The organism is Streptosporangium album (genome assembly GCF_014203795.1).
GTDB classification, from domain to species: domain Bacteria; phylum Actinomycetota; class Actinomycetes; order Streptosporangiales; family Streptosporangiaceae; genus Streptosporangium; species Streptosporangium album.
Window position 1 is genome coordinate 344,003 of record NZ_JACHJU010000005.1, and the last position, 22,300, is coordinate 366,302.

Here is a 22,300-nt window from a genome sequence, read left to right on the forward strand (position 1 = left end):
GGCTCCAGTCAGACGGCGCGGACGATGACGCCCGCGGCGGTGAGGGCGTCGTGTTCGGCGGGGGGAAGCGCGGTGTCGGTGACGACCATGTCGAGACGGTCCAGCGGGCAGACGGCACCGAAGGCGGTGCGGGTGAACTTTCCGGAGTCGGTGGCGGCGACGACGCGGCGGGCCGAGGCGATCGCCGCCTGTTTGACGGCGACGTCGGACAGGTCGTGGGCGGTCATGCCGTGCTCGGCCGACAGGCCGCAGCAGCCGATGACCGCGGTGTCGAAGCGCAGGGAACGGATGGCTTTCTCGGTCAGGGGGCCGGTGAAGCAGAGCTCGCCGGGGCGCACGTCGCCCCCGGGGAGGACCAGCCGGATCCGCGGGGCCGTACTCAGCTCCTGGGCGGCCTGCAGGGAGAGCGGCACGACGGTCAGGCGGCGGTCGCGGATCGCTCTGGCGATCTCCAGGTTGGTGGTGCCGCCGTCCAGCAGCACGGCCTCGCCGTCGACGAGCAGGGAGGCGACCTCGGCGGCGATGCGCCGCTTGGCCTCCGTCGCCTCGCGTTCGCGGACTCCGAAGGGCGGCTCCTCTCCGCGCAGCAGCAGGCTCATCGCGCCGCCCCGCACCCGCCGCACCACGCCCTGCTGGGCGAGCTCGTCGAGGTCGCGGCGGATGGTCATCTCCGACACCGCGTGCTCGACCGCCAGCTCCGTCACCGACACGGTGTCGCTGGTGCGCAGCGCGGTCATGATCGCCCGGATCCGATCAGCACTTTCCATGCGTTCATTTGAACATGATGGATGTGACTTTGGCAATCGTGCGGGACAATGGACGTCATGCGCGCAAGTCGTCTGTTGTCACTCCTGCTGCTCCTGCAGACCCGGGGGCGCATGACGGCCACCGAGCTGGCCCAGGAACTGGAGGTCTCGATCCGTACGGTTTACCGGGACGTGGAGGCCCTGTCGTCGGCGGGGGTCCCCGTCTACGCCGATCGCGGCCCCGCCGGGGGATACCAGCTGCTGGACGGCTACCGCACCCGTCTCAACGGGCTGACCGCGCAGGAGGCGTCCTCGCTGTTCCTGGCCGGACTGCCCGGCCCCGCCGCCGAGCTCGGGCTGGGGGAGGTGGTCGCCAACGCCGAGCTGAAACTGCTCGCCGCGCTGCCCCCCGAGCCGCGCTTCCACGCCGCCCGGATGCGTGAGCGCTTCCATCTGGACGTCCCGGGCTGGTATCGGGGAGTCGATGAGGCGCCCTTCCTGGGAGAGGTCTCCGACGCGGTGTGGGACCAGCGCCCGCTGCGCATGACCTACCGCCGCTGGGGCCCGCGCGACGTCGAGCGCCTGGCCCACCCCTACGGTCTGGTCCTCAAAGGCGGGGCGTGGTACATGGTGGCCGCCGCCGACGGGGGAGCGCCGCGCACCTACCGGGTGTCGCGGATCGTCGCCACCGAGCTCCTCGACGGCCACTTCGACCGCCCCGGCGACTTCGACCTGAGTGCCTACTGGGAGCGTTACGCGATCGACTTCCGGGCGCGGATGCACACCGGCGAGGCCCTGGTGCGCGTGGCGCCCGGGATCGAGGAGATGCTGCGCTACACCGTCGGTGCCGAGATCGGCGACGCCGCGCTGGCCGAGGCCGGTCCGCCCGACGAGCAGGGCTGGGTCGTGCTGCGCCTGCCGATCGAGTCGGTCAGGCATGCCCACTGGCTGTTGCTGCGCCTGGGCGCCGACGTCGAGGTTCTGGAGCCTGCCGAGCTGCGCGACCAGATGGCCGCCACGGTCGCCGGGCTCGCCGGGCTGTACGGAATCGGCGGGCGGGCCTCCGGGAAGGATGAGTGCAGAAATTAGCGGTAGAAAGTTGATCTTCATTTCGGTCCGATGGCGGGGCGCATTCGGCCTGGTTACGGGGGTTACGTTCCTGGGCCATCAGGTTCCCCCGAGGGGACCGTCGCCTTCGGGCGACGGGGGAATCGGGAGCGGGAGGGCCGTCAAGGCCCGAGCGTGCAGTGACCTGTCAGGCCTGCGCATCGAAAGCCCCAGTTCAAGGGCTTCACCTCCCACCACCTGCGCACCGAGTTCGCGCACCTGCGTTCCCCGTTGCCCACGCTGTGGTCACGCTCGTATTTCGTGGCCACGGCCGGCGCGGTGAGTGCGCAGACGGGGCGGCGTTACATCGAGACGCGGGACGAGCGGGCGCCCAGGGGCGGTGGCCGTGCGTAGGTCCTACAAGTTCCTGTTGCGTCCCACCGTCGGGCAGGCGATCGCGTTGACCGCGTGCCTGGACGATCACCGCGCCCTGTACAACGCCGCGTTGGAGCACCGCCGCACCGCCTACGCCAAGGCGAGAGTGAACATCCGCTACGGTGAGCAGTCGGCGGACCTCAAGCACATCCGCGCCGAGGACGGCGACGGGCAGGGCCGGTGGTCGTTCTCCTCCCAGCAGGCCACCCTGCGCCGCCTCGACAAGGCGTTTCAGGCGTTCTTCGCCCGCGTCAAGGCCGGGCGCACACCGGGCTTCCCTCGCTTCAAGGGCAAGGGGCGGTTCGACACCGTCGAGTGGCCCAAGGACGGCGACGGCTGCCGCTGGAACTCCCGGCCCGAACACCCCACCACCACCTACGTCCGCCTCCAGGGCGTCGGCCACGTCCGGGTGCACCAGCACCGCCCCGTGCGCGGCCGGGTGAAGACGATCAGCATCATCGAGCGAGAAGGCTCCCGCTGGTATGTGATCGTCTCGTGCGACGACGTGCCCGCCGAAACCTTGCCCGCGACCGGCGCGGCGGTGGGGATCGACCTGGGCGTCGCCTCGCTGGTCACCACCAGCGACGGCGACCCGCTGGACAACCCCCGCCACCTCGCCGCCTCGGCCGACCGGCTCGCGACCGCCCAGCGCACTCTGACGCGCAAGAAGCGCGGCTCGACGCGACGGCGCAAGCAGGTGGCTCGCGGCGCTGCACGGCAAGTACGCCGTCAACGCCTCGACGGCGCCCACAAGGCCGCGCTCGCACTGGTCGACGCCTACGACGTGATCGTCCACGAGGACCTGCGCATCACGAACATGACCAAGCGCGCCGCCCCCAGGCCCGACGGTGAGGGCGGGTATCTGCCCAACGGGGCGGCTGCGAAGTCGGGCCTGAACCGAAGCATCCTGGACGCGGGTTGGGGGGTGTTCCTGACGATCCTGTCGCACAAGGCTGAAAGCGCCGGTCGAGAGCTGATCTCGGTGAACCCCGCCAACATCCTGCGGGCAGGGCTTGCCCTTCGTGAAGCCGCGTGGGCGGCTTAGCGAGAAGCCGCTCCCCTCTGGGAGCGGAGGAGTCACGAGTCGGGAACGGTCTCCCGCGTCTCCCTTCTGGGAGCGACGCGGAAGGAGTCGATCGTCAGCCCTCTCGCCGCGACCGCCTTGGCGAACTCCTTGACGGTCATGCCCCAGTACGGCACGCAGTGCAGCACCTCACCCGGTGCGCTGATCTCGCCAGTCGTGGCGTACCACAGCGGCCAGCGCGGCGTCCGGCCCGCGTCAGTTGACGCGGGCCGGAACACGGAACCTTCGGCGCCCTTTTAGCGGAGCTTGCCGAGGGCGCGGGCGAGGATGGTGGCGGTGTCGGCGATGACCTTGTTGTCGTTGGGGGCGTCGGCGGCCGGGTGGGTGGTGTAGATGGTCATGATCAGCGGTGCGGCGGACGCGGAGGTCCGGATGACGGCGATGTCGTTCGTGGCCCCGTAGGACGCGGAGGTGCCGGTCTTGTCGCCGATGATCCAGGTCTTGGGCAGGCCGGCGCGGATGCGCGTGTCGCCGGTCGTGTTCGCACGCAACCAGTCATTCAGCTGCGCCCTGTCCCTGGCGTCGAGCACGTTGCCGGTCGTGACTTTCTGCAGGTCGTGGGCCATGGAGGCGGGGGTGGTGGTGTCCCGCTTCTCCTTGGGATTCCAGTCGTTGAGCTCGGTCTCCCAGCGGTCCAGGCGGGAGACCGGGTCCTTCAGCGTGCGGAGGTACCTCGTCAGTCCGGACGGCCCGCCGATCTGCTTCAGCAGCATGTTGCCCGCGGTGTTGTCGCTGTAGGTGATGGCCGCCTCGCACAGTTGGGCGACGGTCATCCCGTCGTCCACGTGCTTCTCGGTCCTCGGTGAGTTCTCCTTCACCTCGCTGGCCTTCCAGTGGATGACCCGGTCCATCAGCCCCGGGTCGGAGGTGCGGGCCTTCTGCAACACCGCGGCGGATGCCAGCGCCTTGAAGGTGGAGAGCATGGGGAAGCGCTCGCCGGACCGGTAGGTGACCGTCTTTCCTGTGGCCGTGTCGAGGGCGTACGCGCCGATACGGCTCTCGGAGGACGCCTCCAGCGCACGCAACTGCCTGCGCGCGTCGGCTTCGCGAGACGGCGACCGCAGGCCGTCGAGGGCGGCCTGCCCGCTTCCCGTCCCCGTCCAGGCCACTGCGGTCCGTGAGATCGCCTGGCTGTCGGCCGAGGCGGTGTTCACACCATAGGCGGCACCGCCCGCCAGGATGGAGATCGCCAGTCCGGTGGCTTTCAGGGCCGCGGGGAAGCGGTGGGCGTCGAGACGTCGCATTCCGTCGATGGTCTGGGTGCGATGGCGGCTCCGGTCTGAACCGCGATGAGGCCGGCTGCCCACGGCGATGCTCCTCCTCCTGGAGTCCCTTACATGGTTTACTTTGTACAGGGGTGGGGCGGTGTCACTCACCGTTACGGACATCGGCCAGCCGCTCGGCAGAGTGACGGATCTCTTCGAAGACAACCGTGCAGCCGTCGCCCAGCGGGCTCTGGGCGAGGAAACCCACCTCCGGGTCGCCGTCGAGGGCGAAGTAGCGGATGAGGTGCCAGAACCCGTCACCGGTCGAGGCGTGGAAGGCGAAGGCCGTGCCGATCCGGGAGACCCGTAGCCGGATGTCCTCGCCGTCGGCGGGGAAGGAGTTGCAGTCGTCGGACACTCCCCGGGTCACGACCGACACGATCGTGGGCCTGCCCTGGGGGGAGAGTTCCAGGCAGAACTTCGCCCAGTGCTCCTCGTCCGCGTGCAGCAGCAGGACACCGGCGTCGTAGGTGGAGGCCAGGTCGAGCCGGATCCGCGCGCTCAGCGTGAAGTCGCCGTCGAACCGGCCGACCAGAGCGGGGGCGTTGGCGAAGCGGTCGGGACCGCCGGGGTCGGTGAACAGGTCGGTCCGGGGACCGGCGTCGATGGTGAGCGTGTCCCCACCGGTGACCTTCCAGTCCACCGGCTGGTTCAACCAGTGCAGCCGCGCCGGGACGGCGGGCAGTGTGAGCGGCTCCGTCACGGTTCTCGCACTCCTTGGCATCGCAGAGCAGTCCCCGCCACCGCGCACGATACCCCTTCCCTGATCGTCTGTGGAGTCAGGGGAAGGGGTTGCGGACGGGGCCGGGCTGGACCGTGCTCAGGGGGCGGTTGGTGCCGCCGGTAGCGGCGCGAACAGGTCGACGCCGTTGCCGTCCGGGTCGCGCACCAGGGCGTAACGCTGCCCCCAGACCGCGTCCCAGGGGGACCTGTGCCCCTCGTAGCCGGCCTGGACGAGGTCGGTATAGATCCGGTCCACCTCGGCTGGCTCGTCGCAGGCGAACGCCAGGCTGATCCGAGCACTCCCGTGGGGCGGAGCCCATTCCGGGTCGAAGGAGCGGATGGTTTCGGTGCTGTCCCAGGCGAGCCGCAGCCCACCGGGAAGGGACACTTCGACATGCGGCTCGTTGTCCGCCGCCGGGGGGATGTCCAGCCCGAGACGGCGGTAGAAGGTCAACGACTTGCTCATGTCGGCCACGACGAGGCCGATCAGGTTGAATGAAGATGCCATGCCCGTCACGGTAGGAGCCCGGTGGCCAGGTCGTCTTGAAGGGATCGGACGCGTCCGCGCCCGTGCCACGCCGGGGACGGGATGACCGGGTGTGATCCGCCCTGGGCGGCGGCGAAGTCCGATTCGACCGGCTCATCGACCTCTCTTGGAAGACCCGCGACGTCGGCGGTCCCCTCAAGCCCCGGAGGGCGCGCCCAAAGAAAGGCGCCGAGCGGAAATCCCTCGAATTGCCTCCGGCGATTGACGTCACCGCCTTCTTCCAGCTCCGCGCCCGCATCGCCGGTGACGTCGTGCAGAAGTTCGTGACGTACCAGCTGCGCCTGGTGATCATGGATGATATATCCCGACATATGGCGGAAAGTTCAGCCTTGCGGGACTTCGTATCCGAGACGAACAGGGGCGATCACGTCTGGTTCCTGTCCAGCGTGGAGGAGCTCGGCGATCGCCTGATCCAGCGTCACGGCGCCTGACCCTCTACCTGTACGGCCGTGTGCCCGAGTGGCCCAGGGAACCGCCTGCAAAGCGGTGTATGCCGGTTCGATTCCGGTCACGGCCTCTTATTCGGAAAGCATTCGGAGGGCGGCGGTGACGGCCTGGTGCAGGGTGGTGGCGGGACGGCGGAGCACTCGCTGCAGGTCGGTGGTCTGGGCCTCCAGCGCACCGGCGCGGACCTGACCGTTGAGCCAGCGCAGGGCGCCGCTCGCCTCGTCGGGTGTCTCGCGGTAGGTCACCGGGGTGCCGCAGACCTCGGTGAGGGTCCGGGCGAGCTGCGGGTAGGTCCACAGTGCGCCGGTGAAGTCGTAGCCGCGGCCCAGGTGTCCCTCGCCGGTCAGCACGTTCGCGGCGGCCTCGGCCAGGTCGGCCCGTGACGCGGTGTTGAGACCGCGCCCGCCGGTGGCGTCGGTCAGCTCGCCGGAGGCGACGGCGGCTCGCAGGCCCGGATTGAGGAACGCCTCGCTGTAGTAGGGGTGGCGCAGCATCGTGTACGGCAGGCCGGTGTCGAGGATGGCCTTCTCGGTGGCGCCCGTGCCATCGGTGCCGGCGCCCAGGAAGCTGGTGTAGGCGATGGCGCCGACGCCGGCGATCCGGGCCGCGTCGACGGCGGCCTGATGGTGGGAGACGCGGCGGGCGGGGTCCAGCTCGGGGGAGGAGATCAGCAGTAGCCGCCTGGCGTCGTCGAAGGCCTCTCGCAGGCTCGCCGGGTCGTCGTAGTCGCCGTGGCGCACCTGGACGCCGCGGGCCCTCAGGTCGGCGGCGGCGCCGGGGACGCGCACTGCGGCGGCGACGTCACCGGCGGGCACCCGGGTCAGCAGCCGGTCGATGACCAGGCGGCCGAGCGTGCCGGAAGCGGCGGAAACAACGATCATGTGGAACTCCGGTGGTCGTGCGGGAGGCGACCGAACCTATCCGGGCGACGGGCGCCGCGGGAAATGGTTTTTCCTCCTGAGGCGGCGGCCCCCGGCGCTGACGTGACCGTCTGTGTCTCGCGCCAGGAGCGGGTGGCCTGAGGCCCTACCACCTCTCCCAGTGCAGGACCTCCTCGCGGGGGATCCGGTGGGCGGGCTTGAAGTCGGTCCCGATGGTGAAGGCCAGGGGGATGAACGCGGCGAGCATGACCTCCTCGTACGGCACGCCCAACACCGTGGCCAGTTCGCGTTCCAGCGGGCCCTGTGCCGTCGTCCAGACGGTGCCCAGCCCACGGGCGCGGGCGGCGAGCATGAAGTTCCACACCGCAGGCAGGATCGATCCCCAGGTCATGGACTGGTCGAGCACGGATGCCCGGTCGGTGCGACCCTCCACTGCGGGGATGACGAACGCGGGGACGCGGTGGATGTTGTCGTAGAGGTGCTGCAGGCCCTGGGAGATCCGTTCCATGGAGCCGGGGTGGGCGTACATGCGGTGCAGGTCGCGCCCGTTCGGCGGCCGTCCACCGCCGGTGGCCAGTGCGCGGCGGAAGATGTCGGCCACGGCCAGTCGCCGGGCCTGGTCGGTGACGACCAGGAAGTGCCAGCGCTGCCGGTTGCGGCCGGTCGGTGCCTGGGTCGCCAGGCCCACGCACTCTTCGATGAGCTCGCGCGGGACGGGGCGGGTGAGGTCGAGACGCCTGCGCACCGCGCGTGTGGTGGACAGCAGTTCGTCGGGGGGCAGGTCCAGGGTCATGACGGGTTCCTTGAGGCCGGGACGGGTTCGGTGTCGGGAGTGGGGCGCACCGCGACCACTCTCCATCTGATATCAGACAATCTGCGAACAGATGGTTTTGGCCGTATGACTCCCAATCATCTTCTGTCAAACAATTGATTTTGAGATGGTTGGTGTAGGCTGGCTCTGCCGAGAGAAGAGGGGATCGATGTCGTCCAGGACCGTCGACCGTGCCAAGCCGACCTATTTTCCGCAGCTTGCGGCCGAACGGCTGGACATCGCGTTGTGCCGGGCTTCGGCTTCCGTCGCGCGCGCCGCCGACGCCCACGTCGGCGGACACGGGCTCGGTATCGGCCAGCATCTGGTGCTGAAAATGCTCGCCGCCGTCGGCCCCTGCTCCCAGCAGACGCTCAGCGAGGAATTGCGCATTGATCGCAGCGTCATGGTCGGCGTCTGTGACGATCTGGAACGGGCGGGCTACGCACGCCGGGAACGCAATCCTCGTGACAGGCGCTCCTACGCCGTCACCGTCACCGACTCCGGCCGCCAACGGCTCCTTGAGGCTGAGGCGTCAGTCCCGGGATTCCTCGACGACACCTTCCAGAACCTCACCCACGAGGAGCGTGACCAACTCGCGGGGCTCCTCGGCAGACTTCTGGGCCTCGGTCTCTGAACGGTGTCCATCGGTGGACACAGAAGGATGGACCGCCTTGTAGGCGGACCGACCACCAGCCGAACCGCGCGATTCGTCTTGCCCGTGCGGGTGCGTGCTCTGGAAAGCCGCTGAAAATCTTGCTGGTGGAGGGGTGTCTCGGGGCCGGGATGCCCCTCATCGCTATGCGCTGGAAGGGCTGATCACCCAGGTGCCGTTGGTGCGGGTCAGTCCGAGGCTGATCAGGGTGCGGAGGTTGAGGGCGGCGGCGCGGGTGTGGAGCCAGGCGTCGTTCTTGATGGCGCCGATGTAGCGCAGGCGGCGGTTGCCGCGGGCCACGATCCAGGCGACGCCGCGTTCGACCGGTGGCCGCCAGCGCCGGTAGTCGGCTCGCCAGGCCGCATCGGTGACGGCCTGACGGCGGGCGGCGGCCATCAGGTCGTGGTGCGGGCGGATGGTCAGGATGCGGCCGGCCTTGGCCGTGGTGCATCGCTCACGCAGCGGGCAGCACGCGCACCTGTCACCGAAGAAGGCCTTGCGCTGATGATGCTGCCCGCTGGGAGGCGACAACGCGACGGTGTGTTGCGCGGGGCAGGTCACGGTGCCGGCGGTGGTGTCGATGGCGAAGTCGTCCAGGGTGAACCCGCCGGGGATGGCCGGTCGCAGCGGGGCGGGCTTGATCACCAGCCGGTGTCCGGCCTGATGCAGGCGGTGCCGCGCGTCGCCGGTGTCGTAGGCGGTATCGGCGAACAGTTGCACCGGTGCCTGCTCGCCGGTCAGCAGGTCGGCGGCGACGGCGGCCTCGTGGTGGGCCGGCCCGGATCCGGGCCGCAGGGTGACAGCGGTGAACAGGCCGGTCTCGGGCTCGATGGCCAGGTGCGCCTTGAAGCCGTCCTGGCGGTGGGTGCGGGTCTTGTGCATGCCGGGATTCGGGATCGACGCATGAGATCATCCGGTCGGGGGCGGTGCGCCAGCGCCCATCGGTGCCGTCGGAGCCCTCGGCCGGCTCCACATCCTGGTAGGCGACCAGGGCGAGCAGGCCGAGGGCGCCTGCGGCCTTGTCCCCGAGCGCCTGCTCCGGCAGATTCGCCGGCAGAGCGATCGCATCGGTCACCAGCGCGTCCACCAGGCCGGCGCGGGCCTGCTCGTCGTTTTAGGCGATGCGCGGCTTGCCCGCATCGCTGTAGTCGCAGGCGGTGCACTGGGTGGCGGCGACCGGTGCGGCGTCGTACAAGCCCAGCCCGCAGGCGGCCTTCCACCGCAGGTCGTAGCGCAACTCCTGGACCGCGTCGAAGTCCGAGACCCCATACAGCGTCTGCAACACCACCGCCGCGGCCGGCACCTGCGGCGGCATGCTCGGCCGCCCGTTCGGGGAGGGATACATGTCGGTGAACATCGCGGCCGGAAACAACGCCTCGCGATGCTCGGCCAAGAACGCGAACACGCTGCCATCGGGGATCAGCTTCCGGCAGATGGCCCACACATCCGGCCCGACCGGCTCTCCAACCCACTCACCTTGCATAACAACCAGTCTGACCCCGCCACCATTTCGAGGCGAAGCCAGACCCCAACATCTTCAGTGCGTTTCTAGAGGTTTCGGCTCCACAGGCGCGCGTCCGCGCAGACGCGGATCTCGACGACCTCGCTGATGTGCCGCCCCCCGCACCGATCCCCGGGCACCACCAGGTGTGGCCCGCGCGCGTCGAGGTCGTCGCCGTCCATCTGGACGCCCACCAGCACCGGGACATCGCCGAACTCCGGGTCGATCTCCCCCCACGACAACACCGCGTGGTGGCCGTCGCGCCCCAGCACCGACACCAAAAACCGCAGCCTGTCCTTGCGCTCGGACGCGTCGAAGACCGGCCCGGCCGCGCGGGCCACATCCACCAGCAGCGGACCGGCGAACCGGTGGTGACGCATTCCCGACGTGCGACAGGCGAAGCCGACCTCCACCGTCCGCTGCGGCAAGGCCCGCAGGTCCGCCATGCTCAACAGCCCCGGAAGGCACAGGTCGCCCGACAGACGCAGCCGCCCATCGGCGGAGACACGATCGGGGACGTCGATCGACGTGGGCCGCATCAGCCCTCCCTCGCCCTTGATCAGGTCACGGGCATGAACCTTTACCGCAGCATTCCCGCTCCATGCCCCAGTCACACGCATACGCGAGGTTTAGGCCACAAAAATATGGCAGACACGAGAGCTTTTCTGGAATTCTCCTCGCATTCGCATTCGCATTCGCATTCGCATTCGCATTCGCATTCGCAGGTGAACATGCGGTCGTCGATCGTCCGAGTGCGCGGGGCGTCATGGCGGGCCAGGAGCGCCTCGATGATGGACGTCATGGGGTGCTGCTCCCAGGGGTTCCGGTTGCGGTGGGCTCGTGCGGGCCCTGGAGGAAGCACGTGTGCCCGCCATCGCATGAGTGAGCGTGTGCGCCCCGGCCGGGCTGGAAAGCGTAGCCGTCGCTTGTCTGCGGTCAAGTCCCCGTGGCCGCCGACAGGGTGAGGCGCCGTGAGGGACTCGACCGCAGGCGCCGCTGACGGCTGACCCGGGCCTCGGGCGGGGTGGGCAGCGAAGCGGGGAGCAGGATAGGGAAGGTCGTCCGCACCTGGGACGGTCGCCGGCCGATCGGGGAGCGGCTGTGAAGAACACCCCTGAGATCGCGCGTTGTGCGCGGAGAACTCGCGGCCAGTCCGGGTGATGGCCTGACCGGCTACCGCTTCAGCCAGAACTTGATCACTGCCGCTGGTGGGGGGGACCTGCTCGTAGGGGGTGATGGCTGTGGCGATGGCCTCGGCGAGTTCGTCGACGGTCGTCACGACATAGCTGGGCGGGGTGATCCAGATTCGTGGAGCGGTGTCGGGGTCGGCGATGGACTCGGTCCACGCCTTCGGGACCACGCCCTCGATCGGCACGTGCTCGGTGGGCGCGTAGAACCGGTCTGCAGGATCGACCTCCGGCAGCGCCGCCGGGCCGCCGGAGTCCCGGCCGGTCCGGCCGACGGCGGTGTAGCGGGCCAGCAGGTCGATCGCGTCCATGACCGGGCGGTAGGCCGTGTTGTTGCACTTGAACTCCAAGGCGGACAACAGCGGGGCCAGCATCCGCCGGTAGTGGTGGGAGTAGGAGCCGCGCAACCGGTAGCGCACCCGCTCGGCGATGACCCGCTCGGTGGCCATCAGCTCCTTGGCCAGCGTCCGCAGCGTCTTCTCCCCGCCTGGAACCGCCGGATACACCACCTGCCTGAAGTGCCCTCCGGCCGATCCAGGGCCGCGTTCACCATCCGCCCCAAGATCCCCCGCTTGCCCGGCACATGCGCCAGCTCGCCGATCAGCTCCTTCTCCACCCGCCGCTCCGTGCGGGCGTTGATCCGCTGAATCAACCCGATCAACAACTCCACCACACCGTCGGCGAAGGCCTCCTCGAACCGGCGCACCGCCGAGGCCACCACGCGTTCCAACTGGCCCTCGGTCGGCGGCTCGACGCTCTCGCTGCGGCACCGTTGCCGGACCGCGTCGGCCAGTCGGCCGCGGTCGGTCTCCAGCGGGCACACCTCGTCGGCCTCGCTCGCCGGCCGTGTCCCGCGTGCCTTGCGGAGATGAACAGGGACCACGATCAAGGGCGGCCGACTCATTACCGCCAGGTATGCCCAACCTGTGACGACTACGCCTCGAAGCCGAGACCTACCTCACCGCTACCTTGCGGCTCGCCGGAGCTTCAGGATTCCTGGGCCGACAACCGGGGCACCGCCGAACATCTCCGCACCCTCGTCGCCGCCGCGCACCCCGCCAGCCCCCGACGGCTCGCCGACACCGACACACCCGTGTCGGACCTCCTGTCCGGGCGGAGAGCGTGACGGCCCACGCCCGGACACCTGGCGTCTACCGGAGACTCACTCATGTTGCCGAGCTTGCCCACTCCGGACTCAGAACAGGGTGTCGCGCACCCGCAGCGGCCGGGATGTCCTCCACCGACAGCGGGGAGATCACCAGGTCGCCCTCATCATCCAGGCGGGCCGGGCCGGGCCGTCGCCCTCGGTCGGGGTCTGCTCCAGCGGTATTGATCTACATTGTAAAGTGGATCGGTTTTTTCAAAATCACCTCGGAGAATCAAAACCATTCGCCGAGGAGGACCGGGAACACGGAGAGGCGAAGGAGGCGGCGATACCGGGGTGAGCCGCGTGGTGGTGCACGAGCGTGTACCCGTCGAGAACGGGCGCCCGTCGGGTTCTGGCGCACGGTTCGCTCGGCGGTGAGGTCCGGTCGCCTGGGTGGAGGTCAGGAGGCCGGCTGAGGGCGGAGGGCGCCGGCTGAGGCGGCCATGAAGGCGGCCAGCAGGGCGGGGATGACCAGGGCGCCGGGAAGGGTGATGATCTCGGCGGCGCCGCCGATGATGGCGGGTCCGGCGACGAGTCCGGCGTAGCCGACGGTGGCGACCTGGGCGATGGCCTGTCCGGCCTGGGCGGGGTCGTGGTTTCCGGCGGCGGAGAAGACTTGGGGGACGATGGTGGCCAGGCCGAGGCCGAACAGGGCGAAGCCGGCGATGGCGATGGGGATCTGTCCGATGAGCAGGGCGGTGATCAGGCCGGCGGAGGCGAGGATGCCGGAGTAGCGGACCAGGCGGACGGGTCCGAGCCGGAGCGCGAGGTGGTCTCCGGCGAAGCGGCCGATGGTCATGGCGGTGGAGAAGACGGCGAAGCCGGCGGCGGCGACACCTTGGGAGGCGTTGAGGCTGTCGAAGAGGTAGACGGCGGTCCAGTCGACGGCTGCGCCTTCGCCGACGAGTCCGGCGAAGGCGACGATGCCCATCAGGACGATCCAGCCGGACCAGCGGGCGCGGGTGGGGGTGGTGGCCTGTGTGGTGGGGGTGGCGGGGGGCAGGAGGTGGCGTCTGGCGTAGAGGGAGATGAGGGCGAGGGAGATGCCGGTGGCGGCGAGGGTGGTGCCGGCGCTGAGGTCGAGCCAGGCGAACAGGCCGCCGATGGCGGCGCCGAGGAGGCCGCCGATGCTGAACATGCCGTGGAAGGAGGACATGATGGGGCGGCCGTAGGCGCGTTCGACCTCGACGCCGTGGGCGTTCATGGAGACGTCGAGGGAGGCGTTGATGAGGCCGTACAGGAAGAGGGCGGTGATGAGGAGGGGGAGGGTGGGGGCGTAGCCGGGGGGGATGACGGCGAGGGCGGTGGCGACGGCGGCGGGGGTGACGACGCGGGCGCTGCCGAGGCGGTCGGTGAGGCGTCCGGCGAAGCGCATGCCGGTGACGAGGCCGAGGGCGACGGCGAGGAGGCCGTAGCTGAGCTGTCCGTCGCTGAGGCCGAGGTCGTGTTTGACGGCGGGGATGCGGGCGGCCCAGGCGCCGGAGACGGTGCCGAGCAGGATGAAGAAGAAGGACACGGCGCGGCGGGCGTTGGTGGCCTGCCGGGTCGTGTGGTTGTTCATGGGGGTCCCTGGGGTTTGGGTTCAGGGGCGTTATTCAATCATGGGGGTTAGTGGACGGAGAAGCCTCCGTCGACGCAGATGGCCTGGCCGGTGATGTAGGCGCCGGCTTGGCCGGCGAGGAGGACGGCGGTGCCGGCGAAGTCGGCGGGGGTGCCGTTGCGGCCGGTCATGGAGCGGGCGGCGAGGGCTTCGGTGCGGCCGGGGATGGCTTGGGCGGGTTCGGTGAGGGGGGTGAGGACGAAGCCGGGGATGATGGTGTTGGCGCAGACGCCGTGGCGGGACCAGGCTTCGGCCTGGGAGCGGGTCAGGCCGGTGATGGCGGCTTTGGAGATGCCGTAGGCGCCGCTGTCGCCGAAGGCGCTGATGGATTGCTGGGAGCCGATGTTGATGATGCGGCCCCAGCCGCGGCTGGCCATGCGGGGGCCGTAGTGCTGGCCGAGGAGGTAGGGGGCGGTGATGTTGACGGCCATGGTCTGTTGGTAGTCGTCGGTGGTGAGGTCGCTCATGGGGCGGCGGATGTTGTTGGCGGCGTCGTTGACGAGGATGTCGATGTCGCCGTGGAAGGTGGCTGCTTGCCGGCAGATGCGGGTGATGTCGGCGGGGTCGGTGAGGTCGGCGCTGATGGTGGCGGTGGTGATGCCGTGGTCGCGGAGGCGGGTGGCTGCTTGGTCGAGTTGTGCGGGGCGGCGGGCGACGAGGATGACGGCGGCGCCGGCGCGGCCGAGGGCTTCGGCGATGGTGTGGCCGATGCCGGAGCTGCCGCCGGTGATGAGGGCGACGCGGCCGGTGAGGGAGAAGAGGTCCTCGAGGTATGCGGTCATACCGAGGGAACCTATCATCCTATGTTTGGGTGATCTTTTCGGTGGTCAGGGTGTGGGCGGCGGCCTGGATCTTGCCCATGACGGTGGAGAGGTCGTGGAGGGTGGGGGTGTCGAGGAGCTGTAGGAGGCAGCGGAAGTTGGCGAGGCCGGCGTCGGCGATCTGTTCGGTGAGGGCGAGGCCGGCGGGGCTGAGCTCGACGCGGCGGATGCGGCGGTCGTGGGGGTCTTCGCGGCGGGTGACGAGGCCGTGGCCGACGAGGCGGTCGACGATGCCGGTGACGGTGCCGAGGCCGACTCCGAGGTGGTGGGCGAGCTCTTGTCCGGAGGCGGAGTCCTGGAAGGACAGGAGCGTGACGACCTTGAGTTGCCGCATGGTGAGGTTGGAGTCGAACAGGGGGGAGGAGGGACGGTTCTGGGCGAAGAGCCGTCCCAGGTCGCGCTGGATTTCGCCGAGCTGGCGGAGCAGCCGGTCGCGTTCGTTGTCCACACTCACCTCTCGCTTCCTGAGAAGGTTATCAGGATTGCACGGCGCCGTTAAATATTCGTGCGAGGCAAAGTGTTAGTGTTGGCCAAACTTATTGTGACGTCCCCCTAGGAGTCCGCCCCCATGACCGCCTTGGCCAGGTTGAGCCTTGCCAACCGCAGCCTTGTCATAATGATCGCGGTCGTGTTGAGCGCGTTCGGCGCCTTCGCGATCCCGTCGTTGAAGCAGCAGCTGCTGCCTTCGCTTTCGTTCCCGGGCGCGTTTGTGGTTGCCCCTTATCAGGGTGCCTCCCCCGAGATCGTGGAGGATCAGGTCACCAAGCCGATCGAGGACAGCTTCCAGGGCCTGGAGGGTGTCACCGAGGTGACCTCCACCTCCCGGGAGGGGATGTCGCAGGTTCAGGTGGCGTTCGAGTACGGCACCGACATCGACGCGGCGGTCGCGAAGATGCAGCAGGCGGTGGCGCGGATCGACGCGCAGCTGCCTGACGGGGTGGATCCGCAGGTTCTGGCCGGCGGCACCGACGACATTCCGGTGCTGGTGCTGGCGGTGGAGTCCGGTGACGACGAGCGGGCCATGGCCGACAAGCTGCAGCGGATCGTGGTTCCGGAGCTGCAGGGTGTCGAAGGTGTCCGTGAGGCCACGGTGACCGGCACCCGGGCCGAGACCGTGGTGATCACTCCGGATGTCAAGAAGCTCGCCGCGCGGGGGTTGGCGCCGACCGCGGTGGCTGACGCGCTGCGTGCCAACGGTCAGTCCGTTCCGGCGGGCAGCCTGGTGCAGGACAAGGCGTCGCTGACGGTTCAGGTGGGCACCCGGATCGCTTCGATCGACGATCTGAAGAACCTCTATCTGGCTCCCGCCGTTTCGGCGCAGGCACAGCAGCAGATGCCGCAGCAGGCGCAGCAGGGGCGGCCGGGGGTGGGGCAGAGCGCCGCTCAGGCCCAGCAGCAGGCCCAGCGGGCGCAGCGTCCTGTGGCGGCGCCCAAGCCGGTCAGGCTGGCCGACGTCGCCGATGTCGAGCGGTCACTGGCCGACAGCACGTCGCTGACGCGCACCAACGGCGAGCCGAGCCTGGGGGTGTCGGTGACGATGACGCCGGACGGCAACGCGGTGGCGATCTCTCATGCGGTGCGTCAGAAGCTGCCGGAGCTGGTCCGGGCGATCGGCGACGCCTCCGAGGTGACGGTCGTGTTCGACCAGGCGCCGTATGTGGAGCGCTCGATCGAGGATCTGACGACCGAGGGTCTGCTGGGTCTGGCGTTCGCGGTGCTGGTCATTTTGATCTTCTTGCTGTCGGTGCGTTCGACGCTGGTGACGGCGATGTCCATCCCGCTGTCGGTGGTCATCGCGTTGATCGCACTGTGGGTGGGCGACTACTCGCTCAACCTGCTGACGCTGGGGGCGCTGACCATCGCGGTCGGGCGCGTGGTGGATGACTCCATCGTGGTGCTGGAGAACGTCAAGCGGCACCTGGAGTACGGCGAGGCCAAGCGTGATGCGGTGCTCGCGGGTGTGCGTGAGGTGAGCGGGGCGGTGACGGCCTCGACGTTGACGACGGTGGCGGTGTTCTTGCCGATCGCGGTGGTCGGCGGCATGGTGGGGCAGTTGTTCGCGCCGTTCGCGATCACGGTGACGGTGGCGTTGCTGGCTTCGTTGCTGGTGTCGCTGACCGTGATCCCGGTGCTGGCCTACTGGTTTTTGAAGGCGCCGGTGCTGAGCGCCGAGCAGGCGCGCGCGGCGCGGGAGAAGGCCGAGGCCAAGGAGCTGCGCAGCCCGCTGCAGCGCGCCTACCTGCCGGTGCTGCGGTTCGCGACCAGGCGGCGGCTGGTCACCGTCGTGGTCGGAGTTGTGATCTTCGTGGGGACGATGGGGCTGGCCGGGCGGCTGGACACCAATTTCCTGGACTCCTCGGGTCAGAACACGCTCTCCTTGAGTCAGAAGATGCCCCCCGGCACTGATCTGGCCACCACGGATGCGGCGGCCAAGAAGGTGGAGGAGGTGTTGGGGTCGCTGAAGGACGTGGAGTCCTACCAGGTCAACGTGGGCTCCGGGGGCGGCTTCATGGGGGCCACGGGTGGCGGCGGTGATCACGCCTCCTATTCGGTGACGGTCGCGGAGAGCGCCGAGGCGGCCGTGGTGGAGGACGCGCTGCGTGCGCGGCTCAAGGAGCTGAGCGATGTCGGTGAGGTCACCATCGGCGGTGCGCAGGGCGGTCCGGGCGGTGGTTCGACCAACCAGCTTCAGGTGATCGTGCAGGCGCCGGACACCGCGGCGCTGCGGACCGCCTCGGAGGCGGTGCGCGCCGCGATGGCGGAGCTGGGCGGGCTGCGGGACGTGTCGTCCAACCTGCAGGCCAGCGCGCCGCGTATCGAGGTCCGGGTGGACCGGGAGAAGGCGGCGGCCAAGGGCCTGACGGAGGCGCAGATCGGCCAGGTGGTCGCGCAGCGTTTCCGCGGCGCGCCTTTGGGCCAGGTCACGCTGGACGGGCGGGCCAGTGACCTGATTCTGCGGGCCGACGAGGCGCCGAAGGATCTGAAGGCGATCGGCGAGCTGGAGCTGGCGACGGCCGTGGGGCAGGTCAAGCTGTCGCAGGTGGCGAAGGTGGCGAAGGTGGAGGGGCCGACGCAGGTGACCCGGATCGACGGGGAGCGCAGTGCGACGGTGTCGGGTACGGCCACGGGTAGTGACCTGGGCAGTGTCACCACGGCGCTGACGGCCAAGCTGGATGGGGTGTCGCTGCCGGCGGGGGCGAGGTTCACCGTGGGTGGCGTGAGCGCCGACCAGAGCGAGGCGTTCGGCCAGCTGGGGCTGGCGATGCTGGCGGCCATCGCGATCGTCTTTATGATCATGGTGGCGGCGTTCCGTAGTTTCGTGCAGCCGCTGGTGTTGCTGGTGTCGGTGCCGTTCGCGGCGACCGGCGCGATCGGGCTGCTGCTGGCCACCGGGACCCCGCTGGGAGTTCCGGCGCTGATCGGCATGCTGATGCTGATCGGCATCGTGGTGACCAACGCCATCGTGCTGATCGATCTGATCAACCAGTACCGGGAGCAGGGGCTGGGTGTGGTGGAGGCGGTGATCGAGGGGGGCCGTCGCCGGTTGCGGCCGATCCTGATGACCGCGGTGGCGACGATCTTCGCGTTGATCCCGATGGCGTTGGGCCTGACGGGGTCGGGCGGGTTCATCTCCCAGCCGCTGGCCATCGTGGTGATCGGCGGTCTGCTGTCGTCGACGCTGCTGACGCTGGTGCTGGTGCCGACGCTGTATGTGATGGTGGAGCGGACCAAGGAGCGGTGGCGGCGGGGGCCCAAGGCCGGTAAGCACGAGGCCGAGGTGAAGGGCGCCGGAGACGGCGAGCCGGCCTCTGCCCGGTAGTTCCGGCGCTGGACGGTACCGGTCGCCGTGCGAGCGCGGAGGCGCGCGTACGGCGACCGGCCGTTGCGGGAGCTGGAGCAGTGTTCGCCCACGCTCTCCGCGCCTTTGGCGACGCTCCCTTGCCCGTTGATTTCACGCGCCGTGGGGCATCGCACGATCGTTCAGTCGCCTCGCTTGCCCGGCGCCTTTGCTGAACCCCTCACCGGCCCGCCCTCCCGCCGCATCGGCGCACGGTCAGGGGTGACCCTGCGTGGGTGTGGTGGGCGGAGCCCAATAGACTGACGCAACGTGACTGCCAAGCCGCGTATCCCCAATGTCCTGGCCACCCGCTACGCCTCGGCGGAGCTGGCCCGTCTGTGGTCTCCCGAGTACAAGGTGGTAGCTGAGCGCCGCCTGTGGCTGGCCGTGCTGACCGCGCAGGCGGAGCTGGGGGTCGAGGTTCCCGCGCGGGCGGTGGCCGACTACGAGAAGGTCGTCGAGCAGGTGGACCTGGCCTCCATCGCTGAGCGCGAACGCGTCACCCGCCATGATGTGAAGGCCCGGATCGAGGAGTTCAACGCCCTGGCCGGGCATGAGCAGGTGCACAAGGGCATGACGTCGCGGGATCTGACCGAGAACGTCGAGCAGTTGCAGATCCGCGACAGCCTGCTGCTGATGCGGGAGCGGTGTGTGGCGCTGCTGGCCCGGCTGGGGGCGCTGGCCGCCGAGCATTCGGGCACGGTGATGGCGGGGCGGTCGCACAACGTGGCGGCGCAGTCGACCACGCTGGGCAAGCGTTTCGCCTCGGCCGCCGATGAGCTGCTGGTGGCCTTCGCCCGGCTGGAGGAGTTGATCGGCCGCTACCCGCTGCGGGGAATCAAGGGGCCGGTCGGTACCGCGCAGGACATGCTGGACCTGCTGGGCGGTGACCGGGCGGCTCTGGCGCGGCTGGAGGAGGCGGTGGCGGCTCATCTGGGGTTCGCGCACCGGTTGACCAGCGTCGGGCAGGTTTATCCGCGGTCGCTGGACTACGAGGTGGTCACGGCGCTGGTGCAGCTGGCCGCCGCTCCCTGCTCGTTGGCCAAGACGATCCGGCTGATGGCCGGGCACGAGCTCGTCACCGAGGGCTTCGCCGAGGGGCAGGTGGGGTCGTCGGCGATGCCGCACAAGATGAACACCCGCTCGTGCGAGCGGGTCAACGGGCTGACGGTGGTCTTGCGGGGGTATGCCTCCATGGTCGGTGAGCTGGCGGGCGACCAGTGGAACGAGGGGGATGTGTCCTGCTCGGTGGTGCGGCGGGTGGCGCTGCCGGACGCGTTCTTCGCCTTCGACGGCCTGGTGGAGACGGCCCTGACCGTCCTGGCGGAGTTCGGCGCGTTCCCGGCGGTCATCGCCGCGGAGCTGGATCGGTATCTGCCGTTCCTGGCGACCACGAAGATGCTGATGGCCGCGGTGCGGGCCGGTATGGGCCGCGAGAGCGCGCACGAGCTGATCAAGGAGCACGCGGTCGCGGCGGCGCTGGCGATGCGTGAGCGCGGTGGCGGCAACGAGTTGCTGGCCCGGCTGGCCGCTGATGAGCGGTTCCCGCTGGACGGCGCGGCGCTGGCCGAACTGCTGGCGCAGCGGATCGTGTTCACCGGGGCGGCGGCCGAGCAGGTCGAGGCGGTCGTGGCGCGCATCGGTGAGGTCACCGCCCGCTACCCGGCGGCGGCCGCTTACACGCCGGCGGCGATCTTGTGAATGTGGTGGAGCTGACCGGCGACGATGACGTGGTGGCCGCCTGCGAGGACGACCCGTTGCTGGTGTGGGCGGCGCAGGGGATGCGCGCCGGGGTGCGGGCGTGGGCGCTGGGAGAGGCGGTGGCCGTGGCCAGCCCCGACTTGAACCGCCGTGACCGCCTGACGGTGCGAGGGGACGCGCGCGAGGTGACGCGGCTGGTACGGCTGGTGCTGCCGGAGCTGGGCCCGTCGTATCGGCTGCTGGGAGATCGGCCGCTGGTGGAGGAGCTGGCCGGGCGGATGGGTGAGGTCGAGCCGCCGAAGACGTTCGAGTGGATGGACACCGACCGGCCGCCGCCTGTTTCGGCCGACCGTGAGGGTGCTGTGGTCGCGGCGGGGTGGCTGCGGGGCGCGGACGGCGAGGTGGGCACTCTGCTGGCGCAGGCGTCGCCGTCGTCGTGGGCCGTGCCGGGCTTGCCGTGGATCCGCCGGTGGGCGGGGCTGCGGGAGAGCGGCGGGCAGTTGGTGGCCACAGCCGCCGATGCGTGGTCGTGCCCGCGGATGGGGTTCGTCGCCGGGGTGGCCACAGCCGCGGCCGCCCGTGGCCGGGGGTATGGGCAGGCGGTGTGCCGGTTCGTTTTCGCGGCGCTGGCCGCCGAGCACGGGCGGGTGGCGCTGATGGTCGACACCGACAACCGTGCCGCGATCGGCGTCTACGGACGCCTGGGCATGAAGGTGCGGCCGGTGGCGGCGGCGGTCGTGAGCCGGTGACCTTCCCCCCGGCGGGCCGCCGGGGGGAAAACCGGGTGCGCGGGGCGGGTACGCCCGGCAAAGTGGACGGAATGATGTCCAGTTTTGTGCCTGGTCTGGAGCTGTCACGTGCCTTCTACGCGCGGGTCGTCCAGCCGATGGTCGCCGATGTCGCGCACAGTGCGGCGCTGATCGGCGCCGGCTCGGAGGTGTTGGCGTTCGACACCGAACGTTCCACCGATCACGACTGGGGGCCCCGGGTGGTGCTGTTCGTCGCGCCCGAGGCGGCCGGGCAGCTGCGGCAGGTCGTCGCCGCCGGCCTGCCGCAGACCTTCGGGGGCTATCCGACCGTGTTCGGCGCCGGGCACGGTGTCGAGGTCGTCGATGCCGCCGCCTGGTTCGAGGAGCGGCTCGGTTTCGATCCGCTGCGGGGAGCCACCGTAGTGGACTGGCTGGCCACGCCCTGGCAGCGGCTGGCCGAGGTGACCGCCGGTGAGGTCTTCCACGACGGGCTGGGAGTGCTGGAGGCGGCCCGTTCGGCTGTGCGCTGGTATCCGGGTGACCTGTGGCGTTACGTGCTGGCCTGCCAGTGGAGGCGGCTGGCCCAGCGGGAGGCCTTCCCCGGCCGGTGCGGGGAGGTCGGCGACGATCTCGGCTCGGCCGTGCTGACGGCCGGGCTGACCCGTGACCTGATGCGGCTGGTACTGCTGATGCGCCGCCGCTACCCGCCGTACGGCAAATGGCTGGGCAGCGCCTTCACCCGCCTGACGGGCACGGCTGAGCTCGGGGACGCCCTGGCGGGGGCGGTCGCCGCGGGTGAGTGGCGCGAACGGCAGCGGCAGTTGGGCCGTGCTTATGAGCGGGTCGCCGCGCTGCACAACCGGCTCGGTCTGAGCGAGCCGCTGCAGGCTACGACACGGCGTTTTCACGACCGGCCGTTTCAGGTCATCGGCGCCCAGCGGTTCGCCGACGCGCTCGGCGCCGCCATCGCCGATCCGAGGGTGCGGGCGCTGCCGCCGGTCGGTTCGGTCGACCAGTTCGGCGACTGCACCGACCTGCTGACCTGCCCTCGGCGGTGCCGGGCGGTGACGCGGGCCGTCCTGGGGGAGTGGGCCGGTGAGCCGCAGAACGCGTCGTAG

At 69.9% G+C, this 22,300-nt stretch carries 21 protein-coding genes, 1 tRNA gene and 2 pseudogenes; 10 read left to right on the plus strand and 14 right to left on the minus strand.

The window, feature by feature from the left end; genetic code table 11:
• Positions 1–8: 8 nt before the first annotated feature.
• Complete coding sequence (locus FHR32_RS38025) at positions 9–767, minus strand: DeoR/GlpR family DNA-binding transcription regulator (RefSeq protein WP_184759304.1); 759 nt, start codon at positions 765–767, stop codon at positions 9–11.
• Between the two features lie 57 nt (positions 768–824).
• Here FHR32_RS38025 and FHR32_RS38030 point away from each other — a divergent pair, with 57 nt between their 5' ends.
• From FHR32_RS38030 to FHR32_RS38040, 3 genes and pseudogenes are all read left to right on the plus strand, one after another.
• A complete protein-coding gene (locus FHR32_RS38030) occupies positions 825–1,835 on the plus strand; it encodes a helix-turn-helix transcriptional regulator (RefSeq protein WP_184759305.1) in 1,011 nt (336 codons plus the stop codon).
• A 195-nt stretch (positions 1,836–2,030) separates the two neighbouring features.
• Positions 2,031–2,207, plus strand: a pseudogene (locus FHR32_RS38035) (IS200/IS605 family transposase); the annotation flags it as partial.
• Positions 2,194–3,273 (plus strand): RNA-guided endonuclease InsQ/TnpB family protein, encoded by a 1,080-nt coding sequence (locus FHR32_RS38040; protein WP_184759306.1) that lies wholly within the window; start codon positions 2,194–2,196, stop codon positions 3,271–3,273. The pseudogene FHR32_RS38035 and the gene FHR32_RS38040, both read left to right, overlap by 14 nt.
• A gap of 32 nt (positions 3,274–3,305) precedes the next feature.
• Here the strand turns inward: FHR32_RS38040 and FHR32_RS38045 are convergent, their stop codons facing one another.
• From FHR32_RS38045 to FHR32_RS38060, 4 genes are all read right to left on the minus strand, one after another.
• Positions 3,306–3,530 carry a hypothetical protein gene (locus FHR32_RS38045; protein ID WP_184759307.1) on the minus strand — a complete coding sequence of 75 codons (225 nt, stop codon included), beginning with the start codon at positions 3,528–3,530 and terminating at the stop codon, positions 3,306–3,308.
• An 18-nt stretch (positions 3,531–3,548) separates the two neighbouring features.
• Positions 3,549–4,556 carry a class A beta-lactamase gene (gene bla, locus FHR32_RS38050; protein WP_184759308.1) on the minus strand — a complete coding sequence of 336 codons (1,008 nt, stop codon included), beginning with the start codon at positions 4,554–4,556 and terminating at the stop codon, positions 3,549–3,551.
• A 124-nt stretch (positions 4,557–4,680) separates the two neighbouring features.
• On the minus strand, positions 4,681–5,280 hold the full coding sequence (locus tag FHR32_RS38055; protein WP_312882893.1) for a DUF1349 domain-containing protein: 600 nt from the start codon (positions 5,278–5,280) through the stop codon (positions 4,681–4,683).
• A 117-nt stretch (positions 5,281–5,397) separates the two neighbouring features.
• Complete coding sequence (locus FHR32_RS38060) at positions 5,398–5,808, minus strand: VOC family protein (RefSeq protein ID WP_184759310.1); 411 nt, start codon at positions 5,806–5,808, stop codon at positions 5,398–5,400.
• A gap of 227 nt (positions 5,809–6,035) precedes the next feature.
• Here FHR32_RS38060 and FHR32_RS38065 point away from each other — a divergent pair, with 227 nt between their 5' ends.
• A complete protein-coding gene (locus FHR32_RS38065) occupies positions 6,036–6,278 on the plus strand; it encodes a DUF4180 domain-containing protein (RefSeq protein WP_221466780.1) in 243 nt (80 codons plus the stop codon).
• Between the two features lie 14 nt (positions 6,279–6,292).
• Positions 6,293–6,364 (plus strand) — tRNA-Cys (locus FHR32_RS38070).
• Position 6,365: 1 nt separating this feature from the next.
• On the opposite strand, the gene FHR32_RS38075 is transcribed toward FHR32_RS38070, so the two are convergent.
• Entirely contained in the window at positions 6,366–7,175 is an 810-nt protein-coding gene (locus FHR32_RS38075; RefSeq protein ID WP_184759311.1) for an NAD(P)H-binding protein, read from the minus strand.
• 145 nt (positions 7,176–7,320) lie between these two features.
• Positions 7,321–7,968 carry a nitroreductase family protein gene (locus FHR32_RS38080; RefSeq protein ID WP_184759312.1) on the minus strand — a complete coding sequence of 216 codons (648 nt, stop codon included), beginning with the start codon at positions 7,966–7,968 and terminating at the stop codon, positions 7,321–7,323.
• Between the two features lie 187 nt (positions 7,969–8,155).
• Here FHR32_RS38080 and FHR32_RS38085 point away from each other — a divergent pair, with 187 nt between their 5' ends.
• Entirely contained in the window at positions 8,156–8,620 is a 465-nt protein-coding gene (locus FHR32_RS38085) for a MarR family winged helix-turn-helix transcriptional regulator (protein WP_184759313.1), read from the plus strand.
• A gap of 162 nt (positions 8,621–8,782) precedes the next feature.
• On the opposite strand, the pseudogene FHR32_RS38090 reads toward FHR32_RS38085, so the two are convergent.
• The 7 genes and pseudogenes from FHR32_RS38090 to FHR32_RS38115 form a co-directional block, all read right to left on the minus strand.
• A pseudogene (locus FHR32_RS38090) lies at positions 8,783–10,121 on the minus strand (transposase).
• A 65-nt stretch (positions 10,122–10,186) separates the two neighbouring features.
• Positions 10,187–10,678: a molybdopterin-binding protein gene (locus FHR32_RS38095; protein ID WP_184759314.1), complete on the minus strand. Its 492-nt coding sequence runs from the start codon at positions 10,676–10,678 to the stop codon at positions 10,187–10,189.
• Positions 10,679–10,749: 71 nt separating this feature from the next.
• Positions 10,750–11,832: a hypothetical protein gene (locus FHR32_RS45410; RefSeq protein ID WP_246468411.1), complete on the minus strand. Its 1,083-nt coding sequence runs from the start codon at positions 11,830–11,832 to the stop codon at positions 10,750–10,752.
• Positions 11,775–12,215: a hypothetical protein gene (locus tag FHR32_RS45415; RefSeq protein ID WP_246468412.1), complete on the minus strand. Its 441-nt coding sequence runs from the start codon at positions 12,213–12,215 to the stop codon at positions 11,775–11,777. Before FHR32_RS45415 ends, FHR32_RS45410 begins: the two co-directional genes overlap by 58 nt.
• Before the next feature lie 658 nt (positions 12,216–12,873).
• On the minus strand, positions 12,874–14,034 hold the full coding sequence (locus tag FHR32_RS38105; RefSeq protein ID WP_184759315.1) for an MFS transporter: 1,161 nt from the start codon (positions 14,032–14,034) through the stop codon (positions 12,874–12,876).
• 47 nt (positions 14,035–14,081) lie between these two features.
• Positions 14,082–14,855, minus strand: coding sequence for an SDR family NAD(P)-dependent oxidoreductase (locus tag FHR32_RS38110; protein ID WP_184759316.1), 774 nt, complete (start codon positions 14,853–14,855; stop codon positions 14,082–14,084).
• Between the two features lie 19 nt (positions 14,856–14,874).
• The gene (locus tag FHR32_RS38115) at positions 14,875–15,348 is read right to left on the minus strand and encodes a MarR family winged helix-turn-helix transcriptional regulator (RefSeq protein ID WP_184759317.1); all 474 of its coding nucleotides are present in this window, start codon (positions 15,346–15,348) and stop codon (positions 14,875–14,877) included.
• A gap of 114 nt (positions 15,349–15,462) precedes the next feature.
• On the opposite strand from FHR32_RS38115, the gene FHR32_RS38120 reads away from it, so the two are divergent.
• The 4 genes from FHR32_RS38120 to FHR32_RS38135 all read left to right on the plus strand — a co-directional run bounded on the left by FHR32_RS38120 (position 15,463) and on the right by FHR32_RS38135 (position 22,300).
• Positions 15,463–18,714, plus strand: a complete 3,252-nt coding sequence (locus FHR32_RS38120; protein WP_184759318.1) for an efflux RND transporter permease subunit — start codon at positions 15,463–15,465, stop codon at positions 18,712–18,714.
• A 288-nt stretch (positions 18,715–19,002) separates the two neighbouring features.
• Positions 19,003–20,433, plus strand: a complete 1,431-nt coding sequence (gene purB, locus FHR32_RS38125; RefSeq protein WP_184759319.1) for an adenylosuccinate lyase — start codon at positions 19,003–19,005, stop codon at positions 20,431–20,433.
• A 2-nt stretch (positions 20,434–20,435) separates the two neighbouring features.
• A complete protein-coding gene (locus tag FHR32_RS38130; RefSeq protein WP_221466781.1) occupies positions 20,436–21,182 on the plus strand; it encodes a GNAT family N-acetyltransferase in 747 nt (248 codons plus the stop codon).
• Between the two features lie 71 nt (positions 21,183–21,253).
• Positions 21,254–22,300 carry a DUF4037 domain-containing protein gene (locus tag FHR32_RS38135; protein WP_221466782.1) on the plus strand — a complete coding sequence of 349 codons (1,047 nt, stop codon included), beginning with the start codon at positions 21,254–21,256 and terminating at the stop codon, positions 22,298–22,300.